Origin of the sequence: Mycoavidus sp. B2-EB (genome assembly GCF_014218255.1) — a bacterium.
In the GTDB taxonomy this organism is placed as follows: Bacteria; Pseudomonadota; Gammaproteobacteria; order Burkholderiales; family Burkholderiaceae; genus Mycoavidus.
In genome coordinates this window covers 1005612-1021638 of the sequence record NZ_AP021872.1, presented here as the reverse complement: position 1 = coordinate 1021638, position 16027 = coordinate 1005612, and the positions used below count along the sequence as shown (strand labels likewise).

Genomic DNA, 16027 nt, shown 5'->3' with positions numbered 1-16027 from the left:
TTCCTAGGATTCTGTGATATGATTTGCAACGATATTGCATTAAATGCCTCTAAATAAAAAGAAAAGAACGAAAGTATATTTCAAATTTGGCTGAACAAAAACTCAGCCATATAAGAATAGTCTTAAAAATTCAAAGTAAAAAGGATATTACTTATTTTTAAATAAATAATTTTTTATTTTTCAGAATGAAAAATAGATTTTTGATTCTAAATATTTTAATTGGAATTAAATAAATAATCGCCGCGCTAGCGGTGAACCGGCGGGTATGCTTGCTTCTTCAAGCTTAGTGTAGAGAGTCATTAATTGCTGCTCAATTGCAGCCAGAGCAGTTATTGGCAAAGGGTTTTGCCGATCATCCGTTAAATGGGCGCCAATGCGTTGCGAGAGAGATGTTGCGTAGTTATACATCAACCTAAACGGTACGTTTTCTTCGCCAACAGTCGGCACATCAAGTAAAAAAGTAATGCTTCTACCTCCTTTATACGTTAAGTCATCTCGTAAGAAATTGGTGTTGTTAAATTGCAACACAAAGACAGGATTTTGCTTTGCATCCAGTTTGATGAAGCGAGTGCCATCGCGTGATAAGAGCAGGCCATCTTGTGCTGCAATGGCTTGTACATAATGAGCAGACCATGGAGCACTATCTGAGGTAACGTTGATTAAGAGTTGCACGTCGCATTGAGCAGCGAATGCGTCAAGTTCACGCGCGCTGGCAACGGTTGTATGCATGTCTGGGCAATCCAATTCCGCGTCTAGCGTATCTGCTAGAATTTGCATGCCCGCGATAAATTCTGAAAACTCTAACTCGTTGAGCGGGCCGGAACGATTGGCTAGCTGTACAGCAATATGCAAGGCCTGATAGCGTTCGCCAGCTTGCAAATTTTGCCAGATAGCCGTGTTGCTGCTCGGTTCTCCTGCAATTAAGATGGGTTTATTGCCAGCGCGGCGTAACCGTTGCGCGAGAGGAATGAGTTTTTCAGCTGCAATCGGCGTGGTAAACCGCAATGGCACAATGCAATCGATACGGGGATCGATTATGCTGGTTAGATCGCTCTTAGGATGAGCGGCTGGGGAAAGATTTACAGTTGGTTCTTCAGCTTGAGAAGGCTGTGTATTAATGGATTCCAACTGAGTTTCAGGATCCGCAGATGTTGGCTTCAGCAGTGTAGGTTCCGCGGGTGCGCTTTGAATTTGTCCGCTGCTTTGTTGTAACTCCGTTGACAATGAACGGGGCAAAGCACGCCGAACCTTAATACGTTGCCATGCGTTGTAAATGATCACGCCCAGTAAAACTGATACCCCCGCGCCGATTAAAGCGAATTGTAGTTCACCCATGCCCTTTCTCTAGTCTGCTCCGTGCATCAGGCCGCGGCTACAAAATTCTCTGCCGCCTCCATATCGACTGCGACAATCCGCGAAACGCCCTGCTCTTGCATGGTAACGCCAATTAGCTGCTGTGCCATTTCCATCGCAATTTTGTTGTGTGAGATAAACAAAAATTGCGTGTGGTCAGACATCGTGCGCACTAAATTGACAAAACGTTCTGTGTTTGCATCGTCCAGCGGGGCATCTACTTCATCTAGCAGACAAAATGGCGCTGGATTAAGTTGGAATAAGGCAAAGACCAGTGCGGTAGCAGTCAGAGCTTTTTCACCGCCGGAAAGTAAATGAATGGTTGAATTTTTCTTGCCCGGTGGCTGTGCCATGACTTGCACGCCGGCATCAAGAATTTCGTCGCCAGTCATCAGGAGTTTGGCTTGCCCTCCCCCAAAAAGGCGTGGAAAGAGTTCGCCAAAATGACGGTTCACTTCATCAAAAGTGTTTTGTAAGAGTTGACGTGTTTCTTGGTCGATTTTGCGAATGGCGGTTTCAAGCGTATCGATTGCGCTATTTAAATCGGTGGATTGCGCATCTAAGAATTGCTTACGTTCACGGGCGGTGGCGCATTCGTCAAGCGCCGCCATATTGACCGGACCGAGGGCTTGAATGGCTTGATTTAAGCGGGTGAGTTCACTTTGCAAAGCGGATGGCTTAAGCTGTGCGGGAAGTTTAGTGGCAAGTTCAGCTTGGTTAGCGTCGGCGCTAACCAGTTGTTCGTCGAATTGCGTTTGATTCATCTGCGCTGCTTGTACTTTAAGCTGCAATCCAGTGATTTGTTCGCGTAATGGCTGTAACGTGCGCTCAGCGGTTAAACGCGCCTCGTCGGTCATGCGTAGTTGCACACCAAGCATGTCAAGCTCGGTGCGCGCTGCTGATAATGAGTGTTCTTTTGCAACGCGCGCATTGAGCGCCTCTTCAAGGCTTTCTTGTAGGGTTTGGCTATGGGTTGCTTCGAGTTCAGCCTGGGTTTGATGTAGTGTCTTAAGGTGCTGTTCGGCTTGCTCCTGGGCGGCTTGGATAAGGCGCTTTAGCTCATCGATGCGAGTGGTTGCGGCACGCACCGCGTAGTGTGCTTCTTGTGCATTACGCTCATGTTCGCGGGCTTGCTGACGCGCTTGGGTCAGTTCTTGCTCAAGTGTGCTGAAGCGGTGTTGATCATCGCTGAGATTCGCCTGGGCCGCTAGTAGCGCTTGGTGGGCTTGTTTAAAATTATCTTCGGCTTGAGCGAGGTGTTCGTGTTGCGTCTCGATGTGCGCAATGACTTCGGATAACTCTTCATTGATTTGCGTACTGCGTGCGGTATAGCGCTCTTCAGCTTGAGTCAGTTTAAGTGCTTCGAGTTGTAAGGCATGGCCACGTTGGATGATGTGTTCGATCTGCGCGCGTGCTTCGGTAAGCGTTTGATTGGCTTGATGCCAGGCGGCTGCAGTGCGCGTTGCCGTGGTTTTGAAGTCTTCCGTGAGCAGGCTTTGTGCGCGCACTTGTTTGTCTAAGTTTTCAATTTCTTGCGCGCGCGCAAGCAAGCCAGCTTGCTCCGAGTCTGCGGCATAGAATTGCACGCCGACGCGGCTAATTTGATGACCCGCCGGCACGACAAAGACTGAGCCAACTGGCAATTGTGCGCGTTCGGCGAGCGCTTGCGCCAGATTATTGGCAATAAATACGCCTGCTAGCCAGTCTGCTAATACAGCACGCAAACTGGGGTCGTTAATGCGCAAAAAAGCGAGGAGTGGGCGTAAACCGGTGGCTGGCATGACCGCGTAACTCGCTGGCGGTGGCGCAAAAAAGGCGAGTTTTGCGGGCGGAGCTTCGGCTACCAGCGTAGCAGTTTGGGCCAGATCTGAAATTTCAAGGGCCGCCAAGCGTTCACGCAGCACGGCCTCGAGTGCAGTTTCCCAGCCTGGTTCGATATGAAGTTTTTGCCATAAGTGCGGTGCTGCGGCGAAATCGTGCTGCTCAAGCCAGGGCTGCAGGGCATCGTTGGCTTGGATACTGTGTTGGAGTTGCTTTAATGCGTTGAGTTGCGCTTCGAGCTGCTGTAGGACCGTGCTTTCAGCTTGCCACTGTTGCTGGGCTAAACGCAGCACTTGCTCGCTTTGTAGGGCGGCTTGCTGGGCTTGGTTTAAATGTTGTTGCTGATGCTGTAGATTCTCATCTTGTTCAGCGCGTTGGAGGCGCGCTGCTTCAAGCTGTGCTGGATCGGGCATAGCCAGTGAGCGGATTTCATGGTGCAGCCGTTCGCGCCGTTGTTGCCATTGCTGTAGCTGCTGTTGCGCATTATGTTGCTGGGCGGTTTCAAGTTTGCAAGCTTGTTCAAGCTGGGCGATTTGGCTATGCCCATGCGTTAATTGAGCTTGCGCCTCGCGCCAGCGCGTTTCGAGGGCGGGTAGCACCGTGTTTTGGGACCGCGCAGCATGCTCTGCTTGCGCACTTTTTTCGGTGGCGATCGCTAAGGTTTGCTCTGCATTGACATATTCAGCACGAGCCTGGGCGGCCTGCGCTAGCCATTGCTCACGCTGCGTATTCAGGTTGCTAATTTGGGTTTGTATGCGATGACGCGTTTCTGTGATGAAACGTATTTGCGTTTCCAGTTGGTTGATTTGCGCATTGATTTCATACATTGCGCCCTGCTCGGCTTGCAACGTGTCGCTGGCGGTGGCGTAGGCTTCTTTTAAAATTTCAAGCTGGGCTTCAATTTCACGTAGCTTAGCGGTTTGCTCTTCAAGCTCGACTTGAGCGTTAGCCAGTGCGCTTTGTTGCAGCGCTTTTTCTGCTTGCGCTTCATTTTTGCGCAGTAGCCATAATAGAAGTTGCTTTTCTTCGTTTTCGGCCTTGAGTATCTGGTAACGTTGGGCGATAGTCGCTTGAGCTTCGAGTTTATCGAGCTGACAGTTGAGTTCGCGGAGAATGTCTTCAACCCGCGTTAGATGTTCGCGCGTGTCATGCAAGCGATTGGCGGTTTCCCGCCGCCGTTCTTTATATTTTGAGACACCGGCTGCCTCTTCAAGAAAAACCCGCAATTCATCAGGTTTGGCCTCGATGATGCGCGCAATCATGCCCTGTCCGATGATGGCATACGCCCGAGGACCTAAGCCAGTGCCGAGAAAAATGCCTTGAATATCGCGGCGGCGCACGCTAAGGTTATTGATGTAATAGCTCGAAGTGCCGTCGCGCGTGAGAATGCGCTTAACAGCAATTTCAGCGTATTGGCTCCACTGCCCAGCGGCGCGGCCGGCGGTATTATCAAAAATGAGTTCTACACTGGCGCGGCTAGCTGGCTTGCGCTGTGTTGAGCCATTAAAAATCACATCTTGCATTGATTCGCCGCGTAATTCAGAAGCGCGCGATTCGCCTAGCACCCAACGCACGGCGTCAATGATATTGGATTTTCCGCAGCCATTCGGTCCAACCACACCAACCCGTTGACCCGGTACCGCAAAAGAAGTCGGGTCAACAAATGACTTAAAGCCTGCCAGTTTGATCGAGATTAAACGCACGAAGCAACCGCTGATCTAAAAGAGCTTAACGAAAAAATGTAAGGCGCCTGATACTGTATTGCCTTGCGCCAGAGAGAATAGCCCAAGGTTGAGGCGTCGGTGCTAAACCGAGATCATACCACTGCTTGCTTACATTTTTAAGTGTTCTACTTAACGGTTGGATATCTTAACAGCCAGATTCAAATTGCATTTGAATCACTCGTCAGGCTTTAATCACTCAATTTGTGCAGTAATAAAGAAAGAAATGCTCTGAGGGTTGTGGATATCTAATTTTGGTAATGTTTTTCCTATCTGGGTGATAATTAATGCTTGAATTGAGTGAAATGGGCTGCTTCTAAAAATGATGCCCGCCCTTCTCTCACTAGGCTGATTATCAATGATTAACCTTGGTTGGCTCTACGGTGATGATAAGGATAATTTTTTGAGCAAGATTTAATGCGCGGGGTTTCTTCTAATAGCCATATTTGAGCTCGGGTTAGTCCAACATCTTTTAACGCCTCATCGTCCAGTATGCTCAGCGCTGAACGAGTACGGGCGATACGCCACTCATTTTGCAATACTTTAAGTATTTTAGCGCCTAAGCGCGAAAAATCCACCATATTTACCCCCGATTGAGTTGCCAATAAATAATTCGGTTTAAAAATATAAAGTATAAGAAAATATAAGGCCTAAAACTGCGATCAAGTGATAACCTAACAATGAAGCGACTTTTCTCCGCCTTATTAGGCGAGATTGAATCAGCTAAAATTAATTTAGGGTTTTCTAAGATAAATTAATTTAGGGTTTTCTAAGATAAATTAATTTAGGGTTTTCTAAGATAAACGATAAAAAATCTTTGTCAAGATTAAATTAGCAACGATACAAAGAATATGAATTATTTTATATCTTTCTAAAAATAAATTGATGCGTTGCAAAATTATAATAAGTTCATATGGATTCTGATTTCATTATAAAATTTCTTGAAAAGCATGTTGCACTGCGAAAAACGTTTAGGTAGGTTGATCTATATAAATAGTAAGATGCAAACACGGCGCTTAATTGAAGTAAAACGGCGCAGCAGATGCGGAGCCCTCTCTCCGTTTGCGCGCCTTGATTGCCTGATGAAAAAACGGGGGTTAACGCTGCCGATGTACCCAACTGGATAAAAGCGTAGCTACAATAATACAGCTCGCCCCGCTCCATTCACGTGGCGAGGGCATTTCACCGGTGAGCCACCAGACGGAGAGTGCGGTGATTACAATTTCAAAGAGCATAATCAGCGCCGCGCGGTTTGCTGATATGCGCTGGATCCCGTATTGCACGAGCATATTATTTAACGCGAGTACTGCACCTAGGCAAATTGTCAGAAGCAGCGCATGACTTAATGCGGGCGATGTGAGCGGTAAGCTGGCGAGTGAAATCGGCTCAAGTGGAATGAACACCAAGCCCACTAAAGCGCCACCACCAAAGATTATGGCGGTGCGTAACTGGGGGGGCAAGCTAGGTAACGCGCGGCTCACTTTGCGGGAGAGTATGTTTTGCAGAGCAAAGCTGATGCCTGCAATGAGCCCGGCCCATTCTGCCAGGTCCGCGGGTAACGGGAGACCAAGCTCGGGGGACCAAAGCATGAGCATGGCGCCCGCTAATGATAAGCATGCAATCGCGATATCCGCCGCATTTAAACGTTCGTGCAATAACCAGTGCGCTAAAAAAACTGTCCAAGCCGGCGATAAGTAAAATAACAACATGACCCGCATGACCTGCCCATGAATCGCGCCCCAGGTGAAGCCAACATTGGTTATGCCTCCAGCGAGCGCAAGCGCAGCGAGCAGTAGACAGGCATCGTATCTAGAAATAGGGAGTGCATTCGATACTATTGAGCGGAGCGCTGTGGATAGCGAACGCCAAAATACAACCCACAAAAATAGACAGGTAGAAAAGCCAACCAGCGTACTGGCCAGCGTGCCAGAGATGCCAAGCGCAGCTAATAAGCGTAGCGGATACCAAATTACACCCCAAACGGATGCGCCGAGTAAAATAGCCAGCGTTGGCAAACTTTGTTTGCTATAAGAGCATAGAGTTGAGCACTCTTTGCCAAGTAGATTTAAATTCATATTGCTTTTTTTAGGTTGTTTGTATTAAAAATTCTGAACGGACTCTATTGTCTGGCATTCTGTAAACCGTGCTTAGGCTACGCTCGGTTCAGCTGTTTTAGCATTTTTGCCCTACAATCTTGAGCTTAAATTGCGCCCACTTTTTTCATTTCTTATGCAAGATCATTGACGTGAATCCTCTTCTGAATCAATTACAGCCTTATCCGTTCGAAAAGCTGCGCAGGTTGTTCGCGCATATTATGCCAGCATTGCTGCGCCCCATCAGTTTTGGCATGGGTGAACCCAAGCATCCTACACCACAGTTTATCAAGGATGCATTCATTAATGCGGTAAGCGGGTTGGCGCACTATCCATCTACGGTGGGTTCAGCCGAGCTTAGGCAAGCGCTGGCAGCTTGGTTGCAAGCACGTTATCAACTGCCAACAGTGGATGAAGCAACTCAGGTGTTGCCTGTGGCGGGTTCGCGCGAAGCGCTTTTTGCGCTTGCGCAAACCGTTGTTAACAGCAGCCGCCCAGGTGCGCTGGTGGTATGTCCTAACCCGTTTTACCAGATTTATGAAGGCGCAGCGCTGTTAGCCGGTGCACGACCCTATTTCGTTTCTGCGCAGGCTCAGAATTTTGCCTGCGACTATAATACCGTACCTTCTGAGGTTTGGGCACGCGTGCAATTACTCTACGTGTGTACCCCCGGAAACCCAACGGGCGCGGTGTTGCGCCTGGAAGATTGGCGGCAGTTGTTTGCATTATCGGAGCGTTATGGCTTTGTGATTGCTTCCGATGAATGTTATTCAGAGATTTATTTTGATGAGGCCAAGCCACCGTTAGGTGGCCTGCAAGCGGCGCATCTCCTTGGCCGTGGCTTTGAGCGGTTGTTGGTGCTGTCGAGTCTTTCTAAGCGCTCGAATGCGCCGGGTTTGCGCGCGGGGTTTGCCGCGGGTGATGCGGCGTTACTGAAGCAATTTATACAATACCGCACGTATCATGGCAGCGCCTTAAGCCCAGTGGTGCAAGCGGCCAGTATTGCTGCGTGGAGCGATGAAGCGCATGTGCGCGCAAACCGCACTCAATACCGCCGCAAATTTGAAGCTGTGACGCCCTTGTTGGCTGAGGTGTTGGATGTGCGTATGCCGGATGCGGGGTTTTATCTATGGGCGCGCGTTGACGGATTGGGGATGGATGACACAGAATTCGCGCAGCGCCTTTTTGCTGAATACAATGTAACAGTGCTGCCAGGTAGCTATTTAGCGCGTGATGTAGGTGCGGTTAATCCAGGCCGCAATTACGTGCGGATTGCGCTGGTGGCTGAATTAGATGAATGTGTGGCTGGAGCACAGCGCATGGTTGCATTTTGCCAAGGGCTTAAACGGATTTAAAGCATCTAAACTTTCTTTTTTTATTTTTATGTCAGAACAACTGCAAGCTATTATCAACCGCGCATGGGACAACCGTGCTGAACTTTCACCTGCATCAGCCTGCGCTGAAGTGCGCGAGGCTGTCGCACATGTGCTGGATAAACTGGATAGCGGCGCTTTAAGAATTGCCAGCCCACACTCTACGGCACCTGCTGACAGTGGATGGGAAGTTCATCAATGGTTAAAAAAAGCCGTCTTGCTCTCATTTCGGTTGAGCGACAATACGCCTGCAGCAGGTGGATACACCCAATTTTATGACAAGGTACCCAGCAAGTTCGCTCAATATTCAGCAGATGATTTTGCGGCGGGCGGTTTTCGGGTCGTGCCGCCTGCGTTTGTGCGGCGCGGCGCGTTTATTGCAAAAAACGTGGTGTTAATGCCATCTTACGTGAATATCGGCGCCTATGTCGGTGAAAACAGTATGATTGATACTTGGGCGACGGTGGGTTCGTGCGCGCAAATTGGCAAAAATGTACATATATCGGGCGGCGCGGGGATTGGCGGCGTGCTTGAGCCTTTGCAAGCTAATCCGGTGATTATTGAAGATAATTGCTTTATCGGGGCGCGCTCGGAAATTGTAGAAGGCGTTATTGTGGGCGAAAACTCTGTCATTTCGATGGGCGTATTTATTGGGCAAAGCACCAAGATTTATGATCGTGAAACTGGAGAAACTTTATATGGCCGAGTGCCGCCTGGCTCGGTTGTGGTGGCGGGGAATTTACCTTCGCCAGATGGCCTCTATAGCTTATATGCCGCGATCATTGTCAAGAAGGTTGACGCAAAAACACGTGCTAAAACAGCGCTTAACGAACTGTTAAGAGAAGATGCATGAAGGTTTTTGTGTATGGCATTCCAAATTGCGAGACGGTGAAAAAAGCCCGTCTTTGGCTGGCCGAGCATGCTATTTCGTATCAATTCCATGATTTTAAAAAAGCGGGGGTTGAGCGAGCCCTATTATGTAGTTGGCTCCAGGATGTTGCGCTAGATCTTTTGTTAAATCGGCGCGGCACAACCTGGCGTATGCTCCCGGATGAGGTTAAAGCTGAGGCCATGGGTGAAGAGTGCATGTTAAAGTTAATGATTAACAGTCCTTCGGTCATTAAACGCCCAGTGCTGGTAGTTGATGGTCGAGTTCAGGCAGTCGGTTTTTCAGCGGCTGCTTACGCCGCTTTTTTTGCCCAAAGTTAATCCTATTTATTGCTTGATAAAATATCGATAAGTGTTTGATTTATATAAATATTACCTTTTAATTTGATCTTGTGGCAGAAGAGAGTTGTGCTCTTTTGCTTGATCTATTCAATCTAAACTGCATGTCTACTACGCTTTCTCTTGTTGAAGAATTAATTGCCCTCGCCTCAATCACGCCGGCTGACGCAGGATGTCAAACCCTGATTGCCAAACGCTTAAAGCAGATAGGTTTCGCTTGCGAAACTATCGCTGAGGGTGAAACCACTAACCTTTGGGCGGTGCGTCACGGCACTGCAGCGGGCACGGGTAAATTGCTGGCTTTTGCGGGCCATACGGATGTGGTGCCGCCAGGTCCGCTTGAGGCATGGAATTTCCCCCCTTTTACGCCCACTCAACACAACGGTAGGCTGTACGGTCGAGGGGTGGCCGATATGAAAACCTCGCTGGCGGCTTGTGTGGTTGCGGTTGAAGAATTCGTGGCGGCACACCCTACTCATACTGGCTCGCTGGCATTTTTGTTGACGAGTGACGAGGAAGGTCCGGCAACAGACGGCACCATTAAAGTGGTAGAGCGTTTACAGGCACGCGGTGAACAGCTCGATTATTGTATTGTGGGTGAACCAACCAGTCATAAACAGCTGGGCGATACGCTTAAAAACGGCCGGCGCGGTTCATTATCTGGCAAGTTAACGGTACATGGCCGCCAGGGACATATTGCTTATCCACAGCGTAATCCGATTCATCTATTGGCGCCAGCGCTCGCGCAGCTGGTAGCGGCAGAATGGGATCGTGGTAATGAATACTTTCCACCCACGAGCTGGCAAGTTTCAAATATTCATGCCGGAATGGGCGCAACCAATGTAACGCCAGGTGAGATTGTGGTTGATTTCAACTTCCGTTTTTCAACTGCAAGCACTGCGGATACGCTTAAACAGCGTGTCCACGCTATGCTGGCGGCACATGGACTTAACCCAGGCAAAGAATATACGCTTGACTGGAAACTGAGCGGCGCGCCTTTTTTGACGCAGCCAGGCACTTTATCCAATGCTCTGATGCAAGCGATTAAAAATGAAACCGGCGTGCAAGCCCAGCTTTCCACCACCGGCGGTACTTCGGATGGCCGTTTTATTGCCGCTATTTGCGATCAGGTGATCGAATTTGGGCCGACTAATGAAAGTATTCATCAAGTCAATGAGTCGATCTGTCTGAATGATATTGAGCCCCTAAAAAATATTTATTTTAGGGTGATTGAGCAACTTATCGCTTAGGAAAAATCTTTTTTTATGACACCTCCATTTCTGACTGTGCGCGATCTATTGCGTTATGCTGTGTCGCGCTTTAACGAAGCTCAATTATCGTTTGGGCATGGTATTGCCAATGCTTATGATGAAGCCGCTTATTTGATTTTACATACGCTGCATTTGCCGCTTGATATGCTAGAGCCTTTTTTGGATGCGCGCTTGCTTGAGGCTGAAATGAGCAAGCTTTTGCAAGTCATTGAGCGACGCGTGCAGGAACGTGCGCCTGCCGCCTATATTACGCATGAAGCTTGGCTGCATGGCTATCCATTTTATGTTGATGAGCGCGTGATTGTGCCGCGCTCGCTCATTGGTGAGTTATTGCAAGAAAAGCTGGCTCCCTGGCTGAATGAAACTCACCCGGTCCAGACGGTGCTAGATTTATGCACAGGTTCGGGCTGCTTGGCGATCCTCGCAGCTGAAAATTTTCCCCAGGCTAGAGTCGATGCAGTCGATGTGTCAGCGGATGCGCTAGCAGTGGCTCAACGCAATGTCGCCACGTATGATTTGGAGGAACGAATTACTTTATATGAAGGTGATTTGTATGCTCCGCTACCTGCCACGCGCCGCTATAATTTAATTATCGCGAATCCCCCTTATGTGAATGAGGCTTCTATGCATGAGTTGCCGGCTGAATATCAGCACGAGCCGCGGCTTGCGTTAGCCGGCGGCAGCGATGGTATGGATATTGTGCGCCAGATTGTTGCCGGGGCGCGGCGCTGGCTAGCACCACATGGCACGTTGGTCGTTGAGATTGGGCATGAGCGGGAATACGCGCAAGCGGCGTTTGGCAAGCTTAACCTCAATTGGCTGACGACCAGCGCGGGGGATGATTTTGTTTTTATGCTGAATGCGGCTGATTTGAATTCCTAATGTTTCTCGATTTATTAGGCATTGGCACGCTCATTGCCCTCATCCAGTTGTTGGGGGTGCTGGCTGCGTTTCATGCGATTCGGCATGCGCGTACTTCGCAAGGCGCAGTGGCCTGGGCCGTGTCATTGGTTGCAGTGCCTTATGTCACATTGATTCCTTATCTTTTTTTAGGTCATAGCCGGTTTACTGGTTATGTTAGAGCGCGGCGGCTGTGTAACCAGCTTATGCGCCGCCGCGCCCGGCAAAAAATCCTGACGCAGGCGCTTGATTTAGAACCTGGACACGGTACACGGACTGACTATTTAAATCAATATGCGCTTGCCGCTCTGACCCAATTAGCGCAAAACCCTTTCTCAGAAGGGAATCAAGTTCGTGTGCTGATCAATGGCGCCGCGACCTTTGCCGCGATTTTTGCAGCGCTTGAACGCGCAACTCAATATGTGATGGTGCAGTTTTTTGTGGTGCGCGATGATCATCTCGGACGGCAGTTAAAAGACATTTTATTAGACAAAGCGGCAGCGGGGGTACGGGTTTATTTTTTATACGATGGCATCGGCAGCTATGAATTGCCACGGCACTACACGGATAGCTTAAGAGCGGGTGGCGTCGAAGTCTATCAATTCGCTGCACGGCGTTTTGTCAATCGTTTTCAGCTTAATTTCCGTAACCATCGTAAACTCGTCGTGATCGATGGTGAATGGGCGTTTGTGGGGGGGCATAATGTCGGCATCGAATATCTTGGCGAAGAGCCGCCGCTAGCGCCCTGGCGGGATACGCATATTGAAGTTCTAGGTCCTGCGGTACAAGATCTGCAAGCGGTCTTTATCGAAGATTGGTATTGGGCCACGCAGCGCTTTCCGGTGCTTGAACCGCCCCAACCCTGCGCACCGCTTAAGGCGGAGATGCATTGCTTGGTTATCCCAAGTGGTCCAGCGGATCCTTATGAAACCTGTTTATTGTTTTTTATTGAGCTGATTAATGCAGCGCGCCAACGTATCTGGATTAGCACCCCCTACTTTGTGCCGGATGAGGCTTTGTTTGTCGCGCTCCGCCTGGCAGTCATGCGTGGTCTTGATGTACGTATTTTGATACCTGCGCGCAGTGATCATACGGTGGTTTTCGAAGCCTCTACGCTTTATGCCTATGATGCAGTGCGGGCCGGAGTCAAATTATTACGCTACCGGCCTGGTTTTTTGCATCAGAAAGTGGTGCTGATTGACGAAGCTGCTGCCGCGATCGGGAGCGCGAATCTAGATAATCGCTCTTTCCGGCTCAACTTTGAGCTGATGGTATTAACCCTTGACGCTTCCTTTGCGGCCGAAGTCAGTAAAATGCTAGAGGCCGATTTTGCCCTGGCCGATGCAGTAGAGTTAACTGAATATATAAAAATTCCCCCCTGGCGGCGTACAGTGATGCATGTGGCGCGCCTTTTTTCACCGATTTTATAGTGCATAAGCATGATTCGTTTTGATCAATTTACGTTGGCCCGTGGGGTTAAATCTCTTTTTGAAAAAACTTCATTTACTCTGAATCCTGGCGAAAAAGCCGGCCTTGTGGGGGCCAATGGAGCGGGCAAATCAACGCTCTTTGCGGTTTTGCGCGGGGCCTTGCAAGCGGATGCTGGAGAAGCATCTTGGCCGTTATCCTGGCGCATTGCACATGTTGCCCAAGAAACCCCGGCGACGGAGCGCAGCGCACTTGACTATACGCTAGATGGCGATACTGTGCTGCGTGAGATTGAAGCGCAGATTGCGAGCGCCCATGCGGCTCATGATGGCTTGGCTGAAGCCAATGCCCATGCGGCCTTTGCTGATGCCGATGGGTATACCGCGCCAGCCAGAGCGCAAGCGCTTCTACTTGGCTTAGGCTTTACGCTTGAGCAAACTGAGCAACCGGTTGCGCACTTCTCCGGGGGCTGGCGCATGCGGCTTAACCTTGCGCAGGCGCTGATGTGCCGCTCTGATTTGCTGCTCTTAGACGAACCGACCAACCATCTCGATCTCGATGCAATTGTGTGGCTGGAAGATTGGCTCAACCGCTACCCGGGTACCTTGGTGGTGATTTCGCATGACCGTGAATTTCTAGATGCAGTCTGTGCCATAACGCTGCATATTGACCAGCAGCAAGTGAACCGTTACGGCGGCAATTACAGTCAATTTGAGCGCTTACGCGCGCAGCAACTTAACTTACAGCAAAGCGCTTATGACAAACAGCAGCGCCAGGTTGCACATTTGCAAAGCTTCATTAATCGTTTTAAAGCCAAGGCCAGCAAAGCTCGCCAAGCACAGAGTCGGGTTAAGGCGCTTGAAAGAATGGAGCAAATCGCCAGTGTCCAGGCAGACTCCCCTTTCAGTTTTAGTTTTCGTACCGCTGGCACAGCCCCCAATCCAATGTTGACGCTGGATGAGGTGCAGTGTGGCTATCGCTTGGAAAAGCGTGATGCCACGATCATTAACGAGATAACGTTATCGATTCAAAATGGTCAGCGCATTGGTTTGTTGGGCGCAAATGGTCAAGGTAAATCCACCTTAGTTAAAACCCTGGCTGGCGTATTGCCGCCATTGACTGGCAACATGCATGTTGGCAAAGGACTAAGGATTGGCTATTTCGCACAGCATCAATTGGAAACGCTGCGCGACGCAGATTCGCCGTTGCAGCACTTAATACGCCTTGCACCAGAGACACGCGAGCAAGAGCTACGTAATTTTCTGGGGAGTTTTAACTTTAGTGGCGCGACCGCCACCTCACCCATCGCCCCGTTTTCCGGTGGCGAAAAAGCGCGTCTTGCGCTGGCTTTGATGATTTGGCTTAAGCCTAATCTGTTATTGCTGGACGAGCCAACCAACCATCTTGATCTCGAAACCCGCGAGGCGCTCACTTTGGCATTAGCGCAATTCGATGGAACTTTGATTGTGGTTTCACATGACCGGCATTTGTTACGCGCCGTATGTGATCAATTTATGTTGGTTGCAAACCATTATTTGCAACCTTTTGATGGCGACCTTGAGGATTATCGCGCTTGGCTTTTGCGTGACGCAGCAAATAAACGGAGTCTCAGCAACGGTTGTGCTGCCAGTGTCTCAACCAGCAACCATGCGGTTGACCGAAAAGCTAGGCGGCGCGCGCAAGCGGATCCACGGCAACAGGCTATACACTTGAAAAAGCCGATCCAGCAGCGCATTACGCAATTGGAAAAAGTGTTGCAGCGCTTGGGCACAGAGAAAAACGCAATCGATACCCAGTTGGCGGATCCTGCAAGCTATGAAAGCGCAAATAAAGTGCTGTTGAGCGATACGCTAAAACGTCAGGCTGAAGTCGCCGCCCAGCTCGCAGAAACTGAAAGCGCCTGGTTGAATGAACAAGCAAGCCTAGAGCAGTTAGAGTCTTAAACAACGAATCTGTGTGCAGTATGTGAGCTTTTAGTCGCCATTTGCAGTGGGTTAGTTTCAATTTTTCTTACACTATCCCAGTGGATGATTATAATGCTGTAAGAGACAGTATTCAGCTTTTGCCTAGAAAGTGAGAACTATGCTTGAATCAATCATCAATCTAGCGGCGGCTTGGGAGTCTGATTTTGTCGCCTGGTTGCAGTTGCTGCTACCCAGTGCTGCCGGGTCAGCATGCTCGCTAAAATGTTTAGAGGCGTCTTTAGAGAAGTGGCAGAAGCTTTATACTTTTCTGATAGGCGTGAGTTGTGCTGTATTTATTGCACCCGCTCTGGTTGAGATATTGGCAATTACAGCCCCTAAAATAGAAATGTGCATTAACTTTTTAGTAGGCTTATTTGCCCTAGCCGTCATCAGCGAAATTTTCAAAGAAATCCAATCCGCGGATTTTATAGGTGCAATTAAACGTTATTTGTTGAAAAGACCATGAATATCTTAATTGCGATTGGCTATGGGGTGATTTTTCTGATTACCACTTGGGCGGTGCTGAATCCGCGTGTTCCGACCCAGATCATCGGCACTTTGGGCTTATCGGGAATTGCTTTGGCCGCTTTTTCTTCGATCGTTGTAGAACCTGAGCGCTACAGCGTCAATGCAGTCAGTATTAGGCCAACAGAATGGATGCTAGTGTTCTGTAATGCATTAGTTGGGATCTGGTTTTTTATTCGCTGGGTCCGGCGGAAGTAGCTTTTGCGTTGGCATCTTTTCGTTTTTTTCAGCTCCTCTAGATTAAACAAATCTTTACACTTGCAGGCGTTAGCTTATGGTGTAAAGTTCTGAGCGTGGTTGATAATCTGTACGACCGTATTTAGCTTTGGCCTAAATCAAGTATCGTCGATG

At 49.1% G+C, this 16027-nt stretch carries 13 protein-coding genes; 9 read left to right on the top strand and 4 right to left on the bottom strand.

Features of this window, described 5'->3' with window-relative positions; translation table 11 throughout:
• Positions 1-225 precede the first annotated feature (225 nt).
• The 4 genes from MPB2EB_RS04575 to MPB2EB_RS04560 form a co-directional block, all read right to left on the bottom strand.
• Positions 226-1335 (bottom strand): cell division protein ZipA C-terminal FtsZ-binding domain-containing protein, encoded by a 1110-nt coding sequence (locus MPB2EB_RS04575; protein ID WP_185181201.1) that lies wholly within the window; start codon positions 1333-1335, stop codon positions 226-228.
• Positions 1336-1361: 26 nt separating this feature from the next.
• Positions 1362-4877, bottom strand: a complete 3516-nt coding sequence (smc, locus tag MPB2EB_RS04570; protein WP_185181200.1) for a chromosome segregation protein SMC — start codon at positions 4875-4877, stop codon at positions 1362-1364.
• A 380-nt stretch (positions 4878-5257) separates the two neighbouring features.
• The gene (locus MPB2EB_RS04565; RefSeq protein ID WP_185181199.1) at positions 5258-5476 is read right to left on the bottom strand and encodes a DUF1127 domain-containing protein; all 219 of its coding nucleotides are present in this window, start codon (positions 5474-5476) and stop codon (positions 5258-5260) included.
• Positions 5477-5992: 516 nt separating this feature from the next.
• Positions 5993-6970 (bottom strand): DMT family transporter, encoded by a 978-nt coding sequence (locus tag MPB2EB_RS04560; RefSeq protein ID WP_185181198.1) that lies wholly within the window; start codon positions 6968-6970, stop codon positions 5993-5995.
• A gap of 170 nt (positions 6971-7140) precedes the next feature.
• On the opposite strand from MPB2EB_RS04560, the gene dapC reads away from it, so the two are divergent.
• From dapC to MPB2EB_RS04515, 9 genes are all read left to right on the top strand, one after another.
• A complete protein-coding gene (gene dapC / locus MPB2EB_RS04555; RefSeq protein ID WP_185181197.1) occupies positions 7141-8343 on the top strand; it encodes a succinyldiaminopimelate transaminase in 1203 nt (400 codons plus the stop codon).
• A gap of 28 nt (positions 8344-8371) precedes the next feature.
• The gene (gene dapD / locus MPB2EB_RS04550) at positions 8372-9214 is read left to right on the top strand and encodes a 2,3,4,5-tetrahydropyridine-2,6-dicarboxylate N-succinyltransferase (protein ID WP_185181196.1); all 843 of its coding nucleotides are present in this window, start codon (positions 8372-8374) and stop codon (positions 9212-9214) included.
• On the top strand, positions 9211-9570 hold the full coding sequence (locus MPB2EB_RS04545) for a Spx/MgsR family RNA polymerase-binding regulatory protein (RefSeq protein ID WP_185181195.1): 360 nt from the start codon (positions 9211-9213) through the stop codon (positions 9568-9570). The genes dapD and MPB2EB_RS04545 overlap by 4 nt, the downstream gene beginning before the upstream one ends.
• 122 nt (positions 9571-9692) lie before the next feature.
• Complete coding sequence (dapE, locus tag MPB2EB_RS04540; RefSeq protein WP_185181194.1) at positions 9693-10838, top strand: succinyl-diaminopimelate desuccinylase; 1146 nt, start codon at positions 9693-9695, stop codon at positions 10836-10838.
• A gap of 15 nt (positions 10839-10853) precedes the next feature.
• Positions 10854-11741 carry a 50S ribosomal protein L3 N(5)-glutamine methyltransferase gene (gene prmB, locus MPB2EB_RS04535; RefSeq protein ID WP_185181193.1) on the top strand — a complete coding sequence of 296 codons (888 nt, stop codon included), beginning with the start codon at positions 10854-10856 and terminating at the stop codon, positions 11739-11741.
• Positions 11741-13189 (top strand): cardiolipin synthase, encoded by a 1449-nt coding sequence (gene cls, locus MPB2EB_RS04530; protein ID WP_185181192.1) that lies wholly within the window; start codon positions 11741-11743, stop codon positions 13187-13189. The genes prmB and cls overlap by 1 nt, the downstream gene beginning before the upstream one ends.
• A 9-nt stretch (positions 13190-13198) precedes the next feature.
• The gene (locus MPB2EB_RS04525) at positions 13199-15130 is read left to right on the top strand and encodes an ATP-binding cassette domain-containing protein (RefSeq protein WP_185181191.1); all 1932 of its coding nucleotides are present in this window, start codon (positions 13199-13201) and stop codon (positions 15128-15130) included.
• A 139-nt stretch (positions 15131-15269) separates the two neighbouring features.
• A complete protein-coding gene (locus MPB2EB_RS04520) occupies positions 15270-15617 on the top strand; it encodes a holin (protein ID WP_232534412.1) in 348 nt (115 codons plus the stop codon).
• Positions 15614-15874, top strand: coding sequence for a hypothetical protein (locus tag MPB2EB_RS04515; protein ID WP_185181190.1), 261 nt, complete (start codon positions 15614-15616; stop codon positions 15872-15874). Before MPB2EB_RS04520 ends, MPB2EB_RS04515 begins: the two co-directional genes overlap by 4 nt.
• The last annotated feature ends 153 nt before the right edge of the window (positions 15875-16027 follow it).